At 66.4% G+C, this 17,973-nt stretch carries 16 protein-coding genes; 6 read left to right on the top strand and 10 right to left on the bottom strand.

Annotated elements, in window-relative coordinates:
• Nucleotides 1–8: 8 nt before the first annotated feature.
• From NJ1_RS19915 to NJ1_RS19900, 4 genes are all read right to left on the bottom strand, one after another.
• The gene (locus NJ1_RS19915) at nt 9–1,682 is read right to left on the bottom strand and encodes an ABC transporter family substrate-binding protein (RefSeq protein WP_067696478.1); all 1,674 of its coding nucleotides are present in this window, start codon (nt 1,680–1,682) and stop codon (nt 9–11) included.
• Nucleotides 1,683–1,807: 125 nt separating this feature from the next.
• Complete coding sequence (locus NJ1_RS19910) at nt 1,808–3,691, bottom strand: ABC transporter ATP-binding protein (protein WP_067696474.1); 1,884 nt, start codon at nt 3,689–3,691, stop codon at nt 1,808–1,810.
• Nucleotides 3,688–4,650 carry an ABC transporter permease gene (locus NJ1_RS19905; protein ID WP_067696470.1) on the bottom strand — a complete coding sequence of 321 codons (963 nt, stop codon included), beginning with the start codon at nt 4,648–4,650 and terminating at the stop codon, nt 3,688–3,690. Before NJ1_RS19905 ends, NJ1_RS19910 begins: the two co-directional genes overlap by 4 nt.
• On the bottom strand, nt 4,647–5,624 hold the full coding sequence (locus NJ1_RS19900; protein WP_067696467.1) for an ABC transporter permease: 978 nt from the start codon (nt 5,622–5,624) through the stop codon (nt 4,647–4,649). The genes NJ1_RS19905 and NJ1_RS19900 overlap by 4 nt, the downstream gene beginning before the upstream one ends.
• A 189-nt stretch (nt 5,625–5,813) precedes the next feature.
• Between NJ1_RS19900 and NJ1_RS19895 the strand changes: the two genes are divergently transcribed.
• Nucleotides 5,814–6,614 (top strand): Cof-type HAD-IIB family hydrolase, encoded by an 801-nt coding sequence (locus NJ1_RS19895; RefSeq protein WP_067696793.1) that lies wholly within the window; start codon nt 5,814–5,816, stop codon nt 6,612–6,614.
• 8 nt (nt 6,615–6,622) lie between these two features.
• Here the strand turns inward: NJ1_RS19895 and NJ1_RS19890 are convergent, their stop codons facing one another.
• Entirely contained in the window at nt 6,623–8,875 is a 2,253-nt protein-coding gene (locus tag NJ1_RS19890) for an N-acetylmuramoyl-L-alanine amidase (RefSeq protein ID WP_084478529.1), read from the bottom strand.
• A 172-nt stretch (nt 8,876–9,047) separates the two neighbouring features.
• On the opposite strand from NJ1_RS19890, the gene NJ1_RS19885 reads away from it, so the two are divergent.
• Nucleotides 9,048–10,382 carry a SpoIID/LytB domain-containing protein gene (locus NJ1_RS19885; RefSeq protein ID WP_067696461.1) on the top strand — a complete coding sequence of 445 codons (1,335 nt, stop codon included), beginning with the start codon at nt 9,048–9,050 and terminating at the stop codon, nt 10,380–10,382.
• Between the two features lie 214 nt (nt 10,383–10,596).
• On the opposite strand, the gene NJ1_RS19880 is transcribed toward NJ1_RS19885, so the two are convergent.
• Nucleotides 10,597–10,851, bottom strand: a complete 255-nt coding sequence (locus NJ1_RS19880; protein ID WP_067696457.1) for a helix-turn-helix domain-containing protein — start codon at nt 10,849–10,851, stop codon at nt 10,597–10,599.
• A 594-nt stretch (nt 10,852–11,445) separates the two neighbouring features.
• Between NJ1_RS19880 and NJ1_RS39270 the strand changes: the two genes are divergently transcribed.
• Nucleotides 11,446–11,658, top strand: coding sequence for a hypothetical protein (locus tag NJ1_RS39270; RefSeq protein WP_157574099.1), 213 nt, complete (start codon nt 11,446–11,448; stop codon nt 11,656–11,658).
• 9 nt (nt 11,659–11,667) lie between these two features.
• On the opposite strand, the gene NJ1_RS19875 is transcribed toward NJ1_RS39270, so the two are convergent.
• Nucleotides 11,668–12,417, bottom strand: coding sequence for a helix-turn-helix domain-containing protein (locus NJ1_RS19875; RefSeq protein ID WP_169813172.1), 750 nt, complete (start codon nt 12,415–12,417; stop codon nt 11,668–11,670).
• A gap of 197 nt (nt 12,418–12,614) precedes the next feature.
• Here NJ1_RS19875 and NJ1_RS19870 point away from each other — a divergent pair, with 197 nt between their 5' ends.
• On the top strand, nt 12,615–12,863 hold the full coding sequence (locus tag NJ1_RS19870; protein WP_157574098.1) for a hypothetical protein: 249 nt from the start codon (nt 12,615–12,617) through the stop codon (nt 12,861–12,863).
• 184 nt (nt 12,864–13,047) lie between these two features.
• On the opposite strand, the gene NJ1_RS19865 is transcribed toward NJ1_RS19870, so the two are convergent.
• Entirely contained in the window at nt 13,048–13,548 is a 501-nt protein-coding gene (locus NJ1_RS19865; RefSeq protein ID WP_067696447.1) for a MarR family winged helix-turn-helix transcriptional regulator, read from the bottom strand.
• A 103-nt stretch (nt 13,549–13,651) separates the two neighbouring features.
• Between NJ1_RS19865 and NJ1_RS19860 the strand changes: the two genes are divergently transcribed.
• Together NJ1_RS19860 and NJ1_RS19855 are read left to right on the top strand one after the other, a co-directional pair.
• Nucleotides 13,652–14,587, top strand: coding sequence for an EamA family transporter (locus tag NJ1_RS19860; RefSeq protein ID WP_067696444.1), 936 nt, complete (start codon nt 13,652–13,654; stop codon nt 14,585–14,587).
• A gap of 168 nt (nt 14,588–14,755) precedes the next feature.
• Nucleotides 14,756–15,409, top strand: coding sequence for an NAD(P)-dependent oxidoreductase (locus tag NJ1_RS19855; protein WP_067696441.1), 654 nt, complete (start codon nt 14,756–14,758; stop codon nt 15,407–15,409).
• Between the two features lie 112 nt (nt 15,410–15,521).
• Here NJ1_RS19855 and NJ1_RS19850 read toward each other — a convergent pair whose 3' ends face one another.
• A complete protein-coding gene (locus NJ1_RS19850) occupies nt 15,522–17,027 on the bottom strand; it encodes a protein kinase domain-containing protein (RefSeq protein WP_084478527.1) in 1,506 nt (501 codons plus the stop codon).
• A 92-nt stretch (nt 17,028–17,119) separates the two neighbouring features.
• Nucleotides 17,120–17,851, bottom strand: a complete 732-nt coding sequence (locus NJ1_RS19845) for a S1 family peptidase (protein ID WP_067696435.1) — start codon at nt 17,849–17,851, stop codon at nt 17,120–17,122.
• Nucleotides 17,852–17,973 lie beyond the last annotated feature (122 nt).

Genomic DNA, 17,973 nt, shown 5'->3' with positions numbered 1-17,973 from the left:
CCGCCCTCTCACTTCAGGAAACCGACCTTCGTGTAGTCGTAGGTGGCCAGGCCGCGCGCGCCGTAGTTGGCGAGATCGGCGCGCACCGCGACGATGCCCGGCGACTGCAGCAGCGGCAGCGAGTGGCCCTCCTCGAAGACCTTGCGATCGACCTGGTTCGCGAGTTCGATCGCCTTCGTCGGATCCAGTTCGGACACCGTCTTCTCGATCAGGTCGTTGAGCTCCGGCGAGCCGATGCGCCCGTAGTTGCCCTGCAGGTCGTTCGGGTTGTAACCCCAGATCTGGTTGATGCTGCCCAGCGGGAACGGGTCGGCCACCCAACTCCACTGCGCGACATCGAAATCGCCGGGCTGGATCACGGTGGTGAAGTAGTCCTTGCCGGGCTTGGTGTCGATGGTGAGTTTGACGCCGATCCGCGAGAGGTTCTGCTGCATGATCTGCGCCATCTGCACCCAGACGTCCTGGTTGTACATGACGTCGCGAATCTCGAGCTTCTTGCCGTCCTTCTCGCGGACGTCGCCGTTCATCCGCCAGCCCAGGGCGTCGAGCTCACGCGCGGCGGCATCGGGGTCGTAGCCGAGGCTGTTGTCCTGGTAGCCGGTCTGGCCCTCGATGTAAATGTGATTGTTCAGCGGCTTGGGATCCGCGACGAGCCCGTTCTGGATCGCGGTGGCGATACCCTGCCGGTCGATCGCCTTCGAGATGGCCACGCGCAGTTGGGGATCGGCCAGGATCGAGCCGGGCGCGCCGTTGAAGGTCAGATGCGACCACTGGGTGGCCGGGGACCGGCGGATCGCGATGTTCTGCACGCCCGACGCGGTCTTGAGATCGTCACGGCTGCCGACGCCCGCCGCGTCGATCTCGTTGTTCTGCAGCGCGGGAATCGTTGCGGCGCTGTCCAATACGCTGAAGGTGATGGTGTCGAGCTTCGGCTTGTCGCCCCACCACTTCGGATCGTGCCCGAGGACGATGCGCCCCTGGGTCCGATCGGTGGACTGCACCGTGAAAGGCCCGGACGTGACCTTGATTTCGTTCACGAGGCTCTTGTTGAACGCCTCGGGCGTTCCCGTCACGGACTTCGGGAACAGGAAGCTGTTTCCGGCGAACTGTCCCTTCCACTCCGCGAAGTTCTTGTCGAAGGTCATGATCGCCTGGCGGTCGTCGACCCCGCGCTCCACCTTCGACACCCGATCGAAGCCCTGATTGTTGGCGATCAGGAACGCCTTGTCCTTCCCGTTCAGCGCGTTCGCCTGTGCGGCGATGTCCTCCCAGGTGATCGGGGTGCCGTCGGACCAGATCGCCTTGGGATTGATGGTGTAGGTGACCTGCTGCGGATTGGTGCCGGTCAGTTCGGCGCCGGTGAAGTAGTCGGTGTTCAACAGCGGATTACCGGCCGCGTCGATGCGGAACGCCTGCGGCATCATCGGCCGTTCGACGCCGGTGATCTCCGCGTTGTTGCCGTCGTTCGACAGCGTGTTCCAGTTCTCCGGGAACGCCGACATGGACAGTCGCAGGTTGCCGCCGTCGCGCAGATCGGCGACGTCGTGCGGGTTGATGTCGTTGGTGGTGCCGAGCACCGCCGTCCCGGTGCCGGGCTCGTCGGAGCTGGAACATCCGGACAAGACCAATCCGAGCGCGATCACCGGGATCGCTAGCCGGGGCACTGACGAACGAATCCGCATGGATCGCTCCTTCCATCGGGACCGGTTGGTCACTGTCGAACTGTCACTGTCGAATTGCCGTCGCCGAACCGCTGTCATCGCCGAACCGCTGTCATCGCCGAACCGCTGTCATTGTCGAACTGCTGTCATCGCCGAACTGCGACGGGCACGGGCACCGCCTCGATCAACGCACGGGTGTATTCGTGTTCCGGATCGGCGAAAATGCGTTCCGCCGGGCCGTATTCGACGATCTTCCCCCGGTACATCACCGCGATGTCGTGAGCGAGATTCCGCACGACCGAAAGATCATGTGAGACGAACAGATACGACAATCCACGCTCGATTTGCAGATCACGCAGCAGATTCAGCACACCCGCCTGAATCGAGACATCCAGTGACGAGACCGGTTCGTCGAGCACCAGGATCTCCGGATCCAGAGCCAGTGCGCGCGCGATATTGATGCGCTGCTTCTGCCCGCCGGAGAAATCCGCCGGGTATCTGTCGGCGTGCTCGGGTCGCAGTCCGACCTGTTTCAGCAGGGCGGGTACCCGTCTACCGATTTCCTCGCGCGAGCGCCCGTCGATGCGCAACGGCTCGGCGATCGCATCCGAGATCGGCAGGCGGGGATCGAGTGACGCCGAGGGATCCTGGAACACGATCTGCATCTTGCGCCGAATCTCGCGGCGCTGCGCCCTGGTCAGCGTCGTCACATCGTGGCCGAGGATTTCGATGCCGCCGCTCTCGGGCTTCGCCAGGTCCATGATCTGGGTGAGCGTCGTGGATTTGCCGGATCCCGATTCGCCGACCAGCGCCAGCGTCCGGCCCGAGCGCAGCGCGAAGTCGATCCCGTCCACCGCGCGCACCTCGCCCTTGCGGCGCCGGAAAACGACGCCGGAGGTGATGGGGAAGGTCTTGGTGAGATCCGAAACCCGCAGCACCACATCGGAATCGGTGTCCGCGACTCGATCGGGTACGGGAATCTCATTGCGGTAGGCCGTGAAGAGCTCCGTGGTTCCCATCTCAGCCGTGCGGATGCACGCCACCCGATGCCCGGGCGCGGTCTCCTGCAGCAGCGGCTCGGTGGTCCGGCAGTCGTCGATGCCGATCGGGCAGCGCGGCGCGAACGAGCAGCCCGGCGGGAGCGCGTGCATGGCGGGCGGCGCGCCGACGATGGGGATCAGCGGGGTGCGCGGCGGACCGTCGATGCGCGGGATGGAGCCGAGCAATCCCACCGTGTACGGCATCCGGGGCGCGGCGAAAAGCTCTGCCGCGGGCGCGGATTCGACGATTCGCCCCGCGTACATGACCGCGACCCGGTCCGCCAGCGTGGCCGCGATGCCCATGTCATGGGTGATGATGACGACACCCGCGCCGGTGATGTCGCGTGCCTTGCGCAGCAGATCCAGGATCTGCTTCTGCACGGTCACATCCAGCGCGGTCGTCGGCTCGTCGCAGATGATCAACGCGGGATCGTTGGCGATCGCGATGGCGATCACCACGCGCTGGCGCATGCCGCCGGAGAATTCGTGCGGAAAGGCCTTGGCCCGCAACTCCGGATCGGGGATACCGACCAGATCGAGCAGTTCCACGGCCTTGGCGGCCGCTTCCTTCTTGCTCATCGTTCCGTGCGCGAGAAGCGCTTCCGCGATCTGATCGCCGACCCGATACACCGGGGTCAGCGCCGAGAGCGGATCCTGGAACACCATCGAGATCTTGCTGCCGCGCAGTGCCGACATCTGCTTGTCGCCGAGCCCGACCAATTCCCTGCCGCGCAAGCGAATCGAGCCGTGTACCCGGGCCTGGTCCGGCAGCAATCCCATGATCGCCAGCGAGGACACCGACTTGCCCGACCCGGATTCACCGACGATCGCGAGCACCTCACCGTCGTTCACCGTGAAGTTCACCCCGCGCACCGCGTCGACGCGACCCTCCTCGCTGGGGAAGCTGACCTGCAGGTCGGCCACTTCGAGCAGGGGTGCGGTGGTGGTGTTCGAGTCCTGGCCGGTGACGGCGGCCGTCTGCTCCGTCATCCCTGAGCCTTTCCGGGTGTGACCGACGTCTTCTTGCGGGCCGCGCGGCCCTTGCGCCCGGATCGAGCATGTTTGGCACTGGGATCGAACGCGTCCCGCAGGCCGTCGCCGGCCAGATTCGCACACAGCACCGTGATGATCAGCAGGCCACCGGCGAACATGAACAGCCACGGGTAGGTCAGCGCGGACGCGGTGCCGTCGGCGATCAGCGACCCGAGCGAGACGTCGGGCTTCTGCACGCCGAATCCCAGGAAGCTGAGCCCGGTTTCGGCCAGGATCGCCGACCCCACCGCGAGGGTGCAGTCGATGATCAGGATCGAGGCCATGTTCGGGATCAGGTGGGAGGTCATCACCTTCCAGTTGGAGGCGCCCATATACCGTGCGGCCCGGACGAATTCGCGCTCACGCAGACTCAACGTCAGCCCCCGGACGATACGGGCGCTGATCATCCAGCCGAATCCGGCCAGCAGCACGATCAACAGCAGAACCGAATTGCTGCCCTTGGTCCGCGGCGCGAAGATCGCGACGATGATGAAGCTGGGCACGACGAGCAGCAGATCCACCAGCCACATGATGGCGCGATCGGTCCAGCCCCCGCGCAGTCCGGCCGCCGAACCCGCGATCGCGGCGATGGTCGTACCGATCAGTGCCACCGCGAAGCCCACGATCAGCGACTTCTGCAAGCCCCGAAGGGTTTGCGCGAGCACGTCCTGCCCGATCTGATTGGTGCCGAACGGATGTTTCGGGCTGGGCGGCTTCAGCAGCGCCGTGTAGTCCAACTGCTTGTAGTCGTAGGGCAGCAACGGCGGCAGGGCGAAGGCGAGCACCACGATGAGCAGCAGGATCATCGTGCTCGCCACCGCGACCCGGTTGCGAAGGAATCTGCGCCGCACCAGCTTCCAGCGGCCCGCGGCGGCGGGTTCCGGCGCACCCTGGACGATCAGCTCGGTATCGGTCATGCCACACGCACCCGGGGATCGAGGATCGCGAGCACGATGTCCGAGAGCAGACCCGACAACAGCACCACCAACCCGGTGAAGGCCGTGATCGTGACCACCGGATACAGATCCTGCAGATTGATCGAGTCGACCAGCCACTCACCGACGCCGTGCCATCCGAAGATCTTCTCGGTGAACACCGCACCGGTGACGAGCGCACCGAAGCCGTAGGCGAACAGCGTCGCCATCGGAATCAGCGCGGTGCGCAATCCGTGCCGATACAGCGCCCGGCTTCGCGTAAGTCCCTTGGATCGGGCGGTACGGATGAAATCGCTCTGCAGTACGTCCAGCATGGCGTTGCGCTGATACCGGCTGTAGCTCGCCATTCCGCCGAGCGCCAGCACCAGGGTCGGCAGCACCATGTGCTGTGCGCGGTCGACGGCCTGGTTCCACACCCCGTGCACCGCGTTCGCCGAGGTCTCGCCGGTATAGAGGAAGATCTGCTTCCCGGTGAGCGTATTCACCTCCAGCGCGCCGTATTTCACCAGCGTGGCGAGCAGGAAGATCGGTGTACTCAGGATCAGCAGCGACAGGACGGTACTGAAGTAGTCGCTGAATTTGTACTGCCGGATCGCACCCGCCGCGCCGATCAGCACGCCCAGCGCGGTACCGACGATCGATCCGATGATCAGCAGCCGCAGGCTCACGCCCACCCGTCGCGGCAGTTCCTTGCTCACCGGCTGCCCGGCCAGCGTCGTGCCGAAGTCGCCGTGCACCACGCCCTTGACCCACGTCGCGTAGCGCTGCGGGATCGGATCGTCCAGATGGAGCTCGGCGCGTTTGGCATCGATCACCGACTGCGGTGGCCGGGGGTTGCGCTGCTCGAGACTGTCCAGGGGCCGGAAAGTCAGCGAGGCGAGTGCGAAGGTCAGGAACGACGCCAGCACAAGCAGAACGACATAGTTCAGCGCACGTCGCAGCAGAAAACCGGCCATCAGTCCCTCTCGGGTCGAGTCTTAGCCCCAAATCATAGGGACAGGTGAGGTCACCCGCGTGGTACGCGTAGCCAATGCCGGGCAATCCGGGGTGTCCGTACGGCCACGAACCGCCCGGACCTGTCACTCGGGCAGGTCGCTCGAGGCAGGATGGACTAGGTGACTCTCTCTCACCTGCCCAAACCCAAGATGGTCGCCACCGACGTGGATGGCACGCTCATCGACCACCTCGAGCAGGTGACGCCGCGCACGAAGGCGGCGGTCGACAATCTCATCGCGGACGGCGTGCCGTTCGTCCTCGCCACCGGTCGCCCGCCCCGCTGGATCGATCCGGTCGTGGACGGGCTCGGTTACGCGCCGCTGTGCGTGTGCGGCAACGGGGCGGTCATCTACGACAGCGCCAACGACCGCATCCTGGCCAGTCGAGTCCTGGACGTGGACACCCTGGCCTGGCTCGCCGATCTGGCCGAAGGCCTGCTGCCCGGCTGCGGTCTGGCCGCGGAGCGAATCGGCGCGACCGCCCACGACGCCGCCACCCCGCAGTTCGTGAGCTCGCCGGAGTATCAGCACGCCTGGCTCAATCCCGACGACACCGCGGTCTCCCGAGCCGAGGTGATCGCCGCACCCGCGATCAAGATGCTGATCCGCCTCCCGGGCGTGTCGAGCGGCGATATGCGGACCATCCTCGAACCGCGACTGGAGGGCCGGGCCGATCTCACCTACTCCACCGACAACGGCCTCATCGAGCTGTCCGCCCCCGGTGTGACCAAGGCGACCGGTCTGGCCTCGGTGGCGCAGCGCCTGGGCGTGCAGCACAACGCGCTGATCGCCTTCGGCGACATGCCGAACGACGTCCCCATGCTTCGCCTGGCCGGCCACGGCGTCGCCATGGGCAACGCCCACCCCGAAGCCAAGGCCGCCGCCGACGAGGTGGCCGCCGCCAATCACGAGGACGGCGTGGCCCAGGTCCTCGAACGCTGGTGGGCGTGAAACTCGCGTCAGTTGGCTTCCGGGAGCTGCGCCGGGATCGGCGCCGCCTGCATCGGAGGTCCGCCCGGCTTGTCGGTGTCGAGACTCTTCAACACCGTGGTGACGATCCCGGTGAGCTTGTCGAAAATCAGTGAGCCGTGCTGGAAGTCGGTGCGCGCGCCATCCTGAATCAGGTACTCGTTGGTCAGCGGAAGTCCGAGAACCCCTGTGGACGCTCCCAATTGGATGAACCGCTCGAGAATCTTGCCCACCACCGTGAACACCTGCCCGCCGGGCGTCGAGTACACGTACCCGTTCACGAACTGCACGGACTGTCCGCCGTCGGCCGTGGTCATCGGGATCGACTTCGGTTGTCCCAGAGCGCTGTTCGCGCCGCCCTGCTCGTTCCAGTAGCGCGCCACGGTGCTGCGGTCGAGCATCCCCAGCAGTTGCTCGGTCAGATCCGCCAGCGCGCTCAGATCCGGCTCCGTCTCGGTGGTGCTCGGGCTCGGATGCTGCGGGTTTCCGGCATTGCGCTGCTCGGGCTTCGCCCGCACCGTGGTCGACGGCACGGCGGCGCTGGTGCCCGCGGCCGTCTCGGCGAGTTCCCGGATCCGGTCCATCAGGTCGTAGGCGGCGTCACCGGGGCAGCTGGTGTTGCCGACATCCCTGTGCGCGAACACATTCGGCAGCTTGACGGCCTCACCGAGCGCGTACCGCGTGTAGTCGCTGCCCTCCGAGGTCATGGTGGTGGATCCCTCCGGATCCAGCCCCGCGACCTTGGCCCGCCACCCGATGAACTTGCCCATCGACTGCATGGCGGGTTCGGTGGGCTCCTCCTCCATGTGATTGCCCATGAACGCCACACCCGCGGTGTTGATATTGAACCCACCCGCGTGCGCGCCCTCGACCGGGCGATCGAGCCCGCCGTAGCGGCCTTCGAAGATCTGCCCGTACTTGTCGACCAGCGCGTTGTAGCCGATGTCGCACCAGCCCAGCGTTTTCGCGTGATACGAGTAGATCGCGCGCACGATGCCCGGTGATTCGGCCTTGGTGTAGTCGTTGCGACCCGCGGTGTGGTGCACGGTGATCGCGGACACGCCGTCGTCGTAGGTCGGTTCCTCACAGCGCAGCGATTCGTCCGCGCCCCACTGCGCGCGGGTGATCACCTTGGGTCCGCCGCCGGGCAGCGGGGCCGCCACGGCGGAGAGGTTCTCGTCGATGGCCCCGCGGCCCGGATCGATCAGGATCGCGGCGAGCTTCTCCAGGTCGATCTGGGCGGGATCGGTGTCGTCGTGCGCGAACGGCGCGGGTTCCACGGCGTCCGCGGGCACGACACCCTCGGCCGGGATCTGGGTCGCGGGCACGGGCGCGGCCGCCGGCTTGCGGGTGGTCAGAATCTGCACGGACTTGGTGTTTCCGACGTAGATCGGCTCGGTGCCGGTGGTCTTCGTGCCCTTGCTCCGCCCGTCGACCTCGTCGGCGGAGTACCACGGACCCCAGGTGCCGTCCGGGCGCTTGGCGCGGAACATGGCCGTGAGCCCGGCCAGGTCCTTCGCGGTCAGCGCCACCATGCTGAACGGCTTGTCGCGCGAGAGTTCCTTGACCTGCGTGCCGACCTTGTCGACGAGATCATCGGGCACCGCGCCGGCGGCGAGTGCGGGAGTCGTGGGATCGCCCGGGACGACCGGGGAAGCTGGGGCGGGATCTGCCGGTGCCTCGGCGGCGGGGGCTTCGGCCGGGGCCGGGCCTGCTGCGGGCGGTGTGCCGGGATCCACTGCGGCGGAAGGAATCTCGCCGGAATTGTCCGCCGGTGCGGGAGCGCTACCGGCCGCGCCGGAGTCGGCGGAGGGATCGAGCGGGGAGACATCGGGCCCTGGTTCGGCGATGTATCCGGGGGCGTGCGGGAAGGGTCCGTAGTTCTTGGGCTGCGAGCTCTGCCCCATGCGCGGTAGCGGGATTTCCCCCGGTAGTCGAAGTCCGGGCGGGAGCGGTAGCCCTTCGGGCACCTTGATCGATTTCGGTATCGGCAGCATCCGCAGGTCCGACAGGTGCAGATCGGGCAGATTCAGCCCGGTGAGTTCGCGCAGCGGCAGTGTGATGTCCGGCGCGGCGGCCAGTCCCACCTCGGCCAGATCGGCCGGTATAGCTGCCAATTTGCTTTCATCGGCGGCCCGGATGTCCGGGGAGTCACTCAGCGCCATCAGCCCGAACGGGGCGGTGACGGCCAGGATCGTGACTACGGGTAGTAAATACGAGGTCCTACGTCTGCGGTACGGCATGAAGAGCTCCCATTCCAGGTCAATCCGTTGAGATTCGCCGGTACGGCGGGGTTGCTTCCTGGCGGATCAACGACCACACTAGTCACATCTGTCACAAAACCTGAATCTTCAGTTGAGGATTAGCCTTCGATAACTCGAATGTAGCTTCGGCTCCGGAAAGAACGGGTATGACATGCCGAACGGTTATCTACGTCAGCGCCGGAAACGGCACCGACTGCTCAGCGCGTCCCTGGCCGCCGTCACCCTGACCAGCGGCACGGCTGCTCTGCTCTGGGCGTGGCCGGACGGTGATTTCCTCCCGGCGACCGCCGTCGGTCCGGGCCACGGTCGCGGCCTGAGTCAGAACGGCGCGTTCGAACAAGCCGTCGACGGCTGGACCTCCGACCGCATCCTGGCCCACTACTACGTCGGCTCGAGCATGGGCACGATCGGCCCGACCACGGTCCGGGTCCGGATCCAGGAGCAGGACAACGAGCCTCTGGCCGTCGTCTCGGACTCGGCCTTCTTCGTCGCGGGCCGGCGTGTCATCCCCGGGCAATCCGCGCGATTGAGCCCGACCGCCACCGGCGCCGACGTCACCATCACCCAGGGCTGTGACGGCGCCACGCTGTGGGAGGGCGACACGGACGACCCGTGGGCCTACCCCGGCATGGAGGGCACCAACCGCCCCGCCGAGGAGCAGCTCGAGATCTGCGGCGGCAACGCCTACCGCGGCGCCCTGGGCGTCGCACTCGAAGGCAACGACGCCCGCACCGTCAACGCGGTCGACGTCGACGACTACCTGATGGGCGTGGTCCCCGCCGAGATGGTCCCCCACTGGGCGGACGAGGGCGGCACGGAAGCCCTTCGCGCACAGGCCATCGCGGCCCGCTCGTACGCGCTGGCCGAGTCCCGCTACGACTACGCCCAGACCTGCGACACCACGGACTGCCAGATGTACCCCGGCACCGACAAGGAAGACCCGCGCACCTCCGAGGCGGTACTGGCCACCTCGGGCCAGGTCCTGCTGCGGGACAACCACATTCTGCGCTCGGAGTACTCCTCCGCGCCGGACGGCGGCACCCCGACTCCCGTGGAGAGCATGGAAATCGGCCCGTCCGTGGACGAATTCCCCGCCGCCGTCACGCCCGGCCTCCCCGACCTCCCCTTCTTCACCGACCCCGCGCCCGTCGACCCGGAGACCACGGACCCGACGGTCACGGATCCGACCTACATCGACCCGACAGCCGCCGACCCGACCGCACCCGGAACCGTGGACCCACAACTCCCCGGCACCCCGAAACCCCGCGCCGAAGCCCCCGTCCCCAACCCCCGCAGCCGAGTCGACGCCCCGGATCCCCTGCTCCCCAACCTCTTCCGATCCCTGACCGAACAACTCTTCCCCCCGGTGCCGGCCGGACCGGCCACCAAACCGGACGCGCACCCGAAAACCGCGCCCTCGCCTCAGCGGCCACCTTCCTCACCCGGGCTCGCTGGTTCGCCGCAGGGCTACTCGAATTCACACTGACAGTTCGAATCGGCACCATGCATTCGAAGAGAGGCGATTGCCGGGAGTCGCGCGGAGGCTTTGCGGTCCGACGGGGAGATCGTGCGGCTCGGTATGATCCCGAGTGTCACCCCTTGCCTGAGTGCGGCTGTCCGCCGCCAGGTCTGGCCGCCGGGCCATGATCGTTGACCTCTTCCTGACGTCTCAGGCCGTCGGCTGAGATCTAGGCGACCCGCTACCGGGAACGCTTGACGAGCTGGACGGCCCTGTCCATGATCTCGAGCGGCGAGATGTCGAGTGCATTGCACAGCGCGAACAGCTGATGCATATCCGGGGACCGCTCGGCCCGTTCGAAACGTTGAATGGTGCTGACGGCGACGCCTGACGCCTCGGCGAGCTGAGGCCGGGTCAGCCCCCGGCGCGCCCGTGCGGCGCGCAGCTCGTCGCCCACAGCGCGGTTGATGCCGTCGTGGAGGTCGTTCAGATCCATATGGACCATCATGAGGTCCGAATGGATTTCTTGCAAACATCTACCCCATGCGTACTGCAGAGCGTTATACCCGCCGCCGCACATCCACCAAGACGCAGCCGGAGGCGGTGTCATTTCATGACCCGCGTTCGTTGGGTCTCCCGCCCCACCGCTTCCAGAGTGCTCGAAAGCCTCTATCTACCAAGGGGTTTCAAGATTATGATCTTGAGCGAGAGGTCGAGGTCCGGATGACATGGCGTTCCGAATATAGGCGACCGCTATGTGTGTGCCGACCTGAAGGCGTTAGCAGACCTATCGGTGTCGGGCTTGGAGAGTTCGTCGGAGTCCATAGAATCGTCCTTCTTGCATTCTGTCGAGTATTTCTATAAACCTACTTTAAAAACTCGGAAAATACTTCCTAGAGGGTTCCAAGGGATGAAGAGCTGAAATATATCGTTGGGCCCATACATCCTGAATTTATTTACGATTGGTCTGAATTTGCAAGGAATCAGCTGAAGGTGCCACATTTCCTTGAGCTGAATCCTGATTTTCTGGAGAGGCTCCGATATCAGTACGAGGCGCTGCTTGAATCCCGGTATCTAGACCCTCGACTATGTGCTGATCGACGGTGCGGATCTGATGAAGTCGGATCCTCCTGTCTGGATTATCAGTGAAGGTGAATCGGCCGAAAAATGTTGGTCATCGGTAACTTCATGGTTCAACGATGTTTCTCCGCAGGTTGCGCGTGACCGTGAACGGTTGTCGATAATGCGTGAGCTAGGACAGTGGATCGATCCGAGTTGGTCGGACTATATAGATTTCGGCTGATGTGCACGACTATCGCTGATTTCCGGGAACTAGCTCATTTGTGGTTGGGATCAGGCGGCAGAGCCACCACGGGCGCATCGGTAGTTCGGGGGTGTAGGTGCGCGGGGTCAGGTGTTGGACTCGGCTGGTGGCGGGATCGCGGACGGTGAGGTGTTCGTCGAACTGTGTGTCCGGGTGTGGGCGCTTGTTCCACAGAACCGGCCAGTCGGGGGCGGTGCGGCAATTCGCAATCACGGCTGCGACGTTCGGGTCGTGGGGCGTCAGGGGGGCGAAGGTGCGGAGGCTGTCGACCAGGCGGTGGGCGTCTCGGTGCCAGTCGACCATGACGGTGCGGGAGATCGGGTTCAGGAACATCCACTCGAGGAAGTTCGTCCCGGCCGCGACGCCGGGGAAGGCTCGCTCATAGGCGGGGTTCACCGCCACGACTTCGAATGTCGGCATGAGGTAGAAGCTGGCGGGGTGGTCGAGGCTGTTCAGGTCGGCGAGGTCTTCGGGAGTAGGGCGGGGCGGGGCCGGCGGGCTGGGGTGAGCGAAGACGTCGGGGAGGGCCCGGGACAGCACGTGGCGCCGGTGGGACGGCGGCACGTCCAGCCCGTCCATCAGGGTGCTGAGGGTGGGGAGGGTGGCTGGGCGGACGCCGCGCTCGATCTTTTCGATCAGCGAGGCGGAGATGTTCGTCCGGTGCGCGAGTTGCTCGCGAGTGAGGCCGGCATCCCTTCGTCGTTGACGTAAGTATGCGCCGAATTGATTGCCGGACAACACTTTTCACCTGCCTATTCGGGTCGTTTCGCTATTCGGAATTCACGGGCCACGTACGAACTGTGTGGGCGTGGATCGTTGACCGGCCATGCCCCGATCTTGATACTAGAACATATGTTCGAACGATAGCCAGATTGGCGCTGCGACTCGCAGAGGCGGGGGTCGCGGAGCCCGGCTCAGGGGCGGAAGGCGGTCCGGTGGACTGGATGGGTAGATGTGTCGGCAACAAGGTGCGGCGGGCGATGTCCGAAGCGGAGATCGGAGCGTCCGGGCTGGCCCGGGAGCTCGGGATGGCCGAGGGGATGCTGCTGGTGCGACTCGTCGCGCCGAGCACCTTCACGGTCGCCGAACTGATCCTCGTCTCGGCCGTCCTCGACTGCGACGTTGCCGGCCTTCTGCCCTGCGATCCACGGCGAAGTATTTGCGCGTTGACCGGCTGCCGATGAATCAGCGGCGGAGATCGACGCCAATTGTGCTGGCGGACAAGGGTTGTGGAACAAGCGTGAGCTTGATTCGAATGCAGACGGCGGCACTCCCGGAAGGGGGTGCCGCCTCTTTTGCGTATTCGGGGCTGGATGTGGGGGCGCGGATGACTTCGCCGGGGAATCGGCTGGAGGCGAGCGTGGCCTGTCAGCCCAGTGCGGTGTCTCCGAGGGATTCTCCCAGGGCGCGAAGGAGATTCGCGAGCTGTGCACGGTCCGATGCCGGGAGGTCGTCGAGCATGCGTTGTTCGTTGGCTACGTGCAGGGGGAGGAGGTCATCGACGAGAGTGCGGCCGGTGGGGGTGAGGCGGACCCGGATCGCGCGCCGGTCGTTGGGGTCGGGGACGCGCTCGACGAGGTTCTTGGCGGCGAGGCGGTCGATGCGGTTGGTGATGGCGCCGGAGGTGATCATGGCGGCCTTGTTGAGAGCGCCGGCGGTGAGGCCGGTGTCGCCGCCGGAGCGGCGCAGGGTGGCCAGGACGTCGAATTCCCAGAACTCGAGGCCGTGACCGCGGAAGAAGTCGGTGAACTCGCGGTCGAAGATGCGGGACAGGCGGGTGATGCGACCGATCACCGCCATGGGGGAAACGTCCACGTCAGGACGTGCTTCCTGCCAGGCCGTGGTGATCAGGTCGATGGCGTCGCTCACTGAGGCTCCTCTCGATGGAAATATTCTTAACGTTGAGATACTTGACGCTGAGGTACCTGGATGCTTTTATCTTAACGTTGAGATTATCAATGAGGAGCCGAAGATGAGCAGCACCCGCACCAGCGCCGCCGGATACGCCGGCACGCTCGCGCTGACCGGACTCGCCCCGCTCGTGTGGGGGTCGACCTACGCGATCACCACCGAATTCCTGCCTCCGGATCGGCCGCTGTTCACCGCGCTCATGCGGGCGCTGCCCGCCGGGCTGCTGTTGCTGGCGGTGACGCGGAAACTGCCGCACGGACAGTGGATATGGAAGGCCGGAGTGCTCGGCGTGCTGAATATCGGCGCGTTCTTCCCGCTGCTGTTCCTGGCCGCGTACCGGCTTCCGGGTGGTGTCGCCGGCGTCCTCGGAGCCGCCGCGCCGCTGATCGCGCTCGGGGTGGCGAGCGTCGCGCTCAACGACAAACTGACCACCCGCAAGGTGGCCGCCGGGGCGGTCGGGATGCTCGGTGTGTCACTGGTGGTGTTGCGCGCCACCGCCGCACTGGACACGATCGGCCTGATCGCGGGGCTCGCGGGTGCGGCCTCGATGGCCGTGGGCACCGTGATGACCAAGCGCTGGGGACGGCCGGAAGGCGTTACACCCCTTGCCATGACGGGCTGGCAGCTCACCGCGGGCGGCATCCTGCTGCTCCCGCTCGCGCTGATCGTCGAGGGCGGGCCGCCCGCGCTGGACGCCCGCGCCATCGGCGGCTACCTGTTCCTCGGACTGATCGGCACCGCCCTGGCCTACAGCCTCTGGTTCCGCGGCCTGGCTCGCGCCAACGCCACCTCGGTCGCCTTCCTCGGCCTGCTCAGCCCGCTCTCGGCCGCCGTCATCGGCTGGATCGCTCTCGGTCAGGCGCTTTCTCCGCTACAGGTGCTCGGCATGGCGATCGCGCTCGGCGGCACCCTGCTCGGTCAGACCACCCCGCGACCCGCCCCGGCCGTAATCCCCGCCGCCCCAGTCGAACCCGCCCTGGCCCGCTCGGCGGCCTGACCCCTCTCGCCCCTGCGCGCTCGCTCGCACGTCCTGTGCGGGCGAGCGCGCCGGTGACGCCGTATCGAGCCGGCCGACGGAACTGGCACCCGTGGAAAACGCTGCCTTCGATCACCGGCGCATCCCTGACCCACCGACGAGCACGACCGAACGAGGAGTTGAAACATCATGCAGATCACCGTTTTCGGAGCATCCGGCGGAGTCGGAAGTCGTGTCGTCGCCGAGGCTCTGAGCCGCGGCCATCGGGTGCGGGCCGTCTCCCGCGATGCGAGCCGCCTGAGCGACCTGCCCGCGGGCGTCGACGTGCGGTCAGGAGACGTCTCGGACCCCGATCAGGTCGCCCGCCTCAGTGCCGACAGCGATGTCGTGATCAGCGCGACCCGCCCCGAACCCGGTCGCGAACACGAACTGCCGGAAGTCGCCGCGGCACTCGTGGAAGGTCTGTCTCGCAACGGAACTCGTCTACTCGTCGTCGGCGGAGCCGCCAGTCTCACCGTCCCCGGCACCGGCAAGACCCTCGGCGAACAGCCCGATTTTCCCGCCGAACTGCTCCCCATCGCCGAAGGCTGCAACCGCCAACTCGCCGTCTTCCGCACCGCCGCAGTGCAATCCGACGGCGGCCCCGTCGACTGGGCCTACCTCAGCCCCGCCGCCCTCCTGGAACCCGGCACCCGCACCGGCGCCTACCGCCTCGGCACCGACCACCTGATCACCGACGACGAGGGCAACTCCGCCATCTCCATGGAAGACCTGGCCGTCGTCCTGCTGGACGAAGCCGAAACCCCCGAACACCACCGCACCCGCTTCACCGCCGGGTACTGACCGAGTGGCTACACCAGCGTGCAGCCATCCCTGCCGCGCCGTGCACCATGCCTGGCGCGTGGTCCACGAATCGTCGTCCGGCAGACTCCGGACGCGGCGAATCGTCCGAGGATCAGCCCGTTACCCGGCAGTTCTCCCCCTGAACCGACGCCCCAGCGGTCTGCTGGGCGATCGCGGCATTCGCGGGTGCGACCTGGGTTCCGCAGGGTGGCAACAGGTCTCGGGTCACCAGGGCCTGGATGCGGATGAGGGCCAGGGCGCGGGAAGTGGAGGACATGCCCTCGTTCACGCTGTCCCGGGCGGCGGGCCGCAGGTCGGTGAGTCGCAGTTCGCGACAGTCCGCCGGGAGTTGCGCGTCGGGGTCGACGAGTTTGAGTTCGTTGTTGGCGTTGACGCATCCGATTCGGTAGACGCCGTGTAGCGGCAGGCCGAATATCGACATGGCCGACCCTCTCACGATCACCACCCGCCCGTTGTCGGCTGCCACGTAGTAGTTGGACCGAATGACGGTGTAGCCCACGGCGAGTCCGATGGCGAGCGCCAGGGTGATCGCGATCGCCACCAGTCGCGCGCGTCCACGCGAGGAGGTGGACGCGCGTGCGGAATCCACGGCCGCGGCCCGGTGCTCGCGGCCATTCGAGTCCGCAGTCGATCCGCCCCGCTGTTCGCGGCCGTCCGGGTCCACTCCCGATCCCGCTCGGTGTTCCGAGTCGGTCCGGGATCCTCTCGGTGAAACCGACTGTCGTACCGCAACTTCGGGGGAGACGCGCCGAGATTCGACAGGGGAGGACACCACCGGCAGACTGCCGGTCGAATGCTGCACCGTTCGCGCCGCCGCCATCAGCGCCGCCGCGGACGGATACCGATCCTCGGGATCCTTCGCCATTCCCCGCGCGATCACCTGATCGAACTCGATCAGCCCGCCCGTGCTCATCGACGGCCGCGGTGGCGGTTCGGTCAGATGGGCGATGATCTGCCGCTCGGCACTGTGCCCGGGAAAGGGTTTGGAGCCGGTCAGGCATTCGTACAGCACACACGCGAGCGAGTACACATCCGAGCGCCCGTCGTACGCCTCGTGCGACAACCGCTCGGGCGCCATGTAGGCGAACGTGCCGATCGTCGCGCCGGAGGTGGTGAGGCCGGTGTCGTCGTATCCGACCGCGATGCCGAAGTCGATGAGGTACGCGAATTCCTCCGGCGTCACCAGAATGTTGGAGGGCTTCACGTCCCGATGCACCAGACCCGCGCGATGCGCCGCGTCCAGTGCCGTCGCGATCTGGCCGAGGTAGCCGACCGCGCGCACCGGGAGCATCGGCCCGCCCTCGAGCAGGGCATCCAGGTCGGTGCCCTGCACCAGGCGCATGTCGAGGAACAGCTGTCCGTCGATCTCGCCGTAGTCGTGGATCGGGATGATGTGCGGCTCGCTCAGCCGGGCGGCGGCATGGGCCTCGCGCCGGAACCGCTCGCGATAGATCGCGTTGTGCGCGTACGCCTCCGGTAGCACCTTCAGCGCGACGACCCGATCGGTTCCGGTGTCGTACGCCCGATGGACCCGCCCCATGCCGCCCTCGCCGAGCAGCCCTAGTAGTTCGTATCTGCCGAATGGAGTTCCCCGCACGCGTCCCGTCTATCACACCCCGGAGGGACGCGTGCGGTGTTGGATCTACACCGTATTGCTATGGCAGTGACCGCTTTTGGTGAGCAAACTTCTCAGAAGACGCGGAATCCCGCGCCCACGCCGCCGTGGCGGTTGATGTCGGCGAGCACCATGGCGATGGTGGTGGAGAGCTCCGGCTCGTGAATGATGTCGCCCGATCCCGTGCAGGCGGGCAGCTCGATGCTGATCGGCCCGGCGTCGAAATTGGTTCCGGCGACGACCATTCCGACGAGGCGGTCACCGAGCAGGACCGGTGCGCCCGAGTCGCCGTGGTTCGCGCAGACCTGGCTGCGGAACCAGTTCCCGGTGGCCTCCCAGACCGGGCCGCAGGTGAAGCCGGTGGTGCGACCGTTCTTGCAGGCGATATCGCCGATCTTCGGCGGTGCGCCGATGCCGGCGATGGTGGACTGCGCGACCTGACGGGTCGGGTCGACGCGCGACGGGTCGAACTGGATGACGGCCCAGTCGTTGTTCGCGCTCTTCTGCACGATCATGCCGATCCCGCCGCTGCGGGTGTATTCGGCGGCGATCCGGGCGCCGACCTCGCCGCAGTGACCGGCGGTGATGCCGACCAGGCGGTTCTCGCTGTCGAAGCCGATGGCGGTCAGCGTGCATTGAGCGCTGGAGGTCGGGTCGTCGAGTTGCTCGACATAGATCCCCGATCCGCCGCCCAACTGCACCGGCGCGACCGCGTCCGCGGTGCCTTCGAGCAGCAGGGTGGAGCTCAGGGCGGTTGCTACTACGGCCGCCCAGGTCAGAATTCGGGCGCGGCCAGCTGTGAACATTGAAATCCTCATCCCCCGGAAAAACGCGTTCGAGCGGCGCGCCGGAAGCCGGTACCGTCAGCGCGCTCGAGGATCGTGACACGGGGGTGTGACACGAACCAAGCCCGGGCCGCGCATTCGCG

The organism is Nocardia jejuensis NBRC 103114 (genome assembly GCF_001613145.1).
Lineage (GTDB): Bacteria > Actinomycetota > Actinomycetes > Mycobacteriales > Mycobacteriaceae > Nocardia > Nocardia jejuensis.
This window is presented reverse-complemented; position numbering and strand designations above follow the sequence as displayed.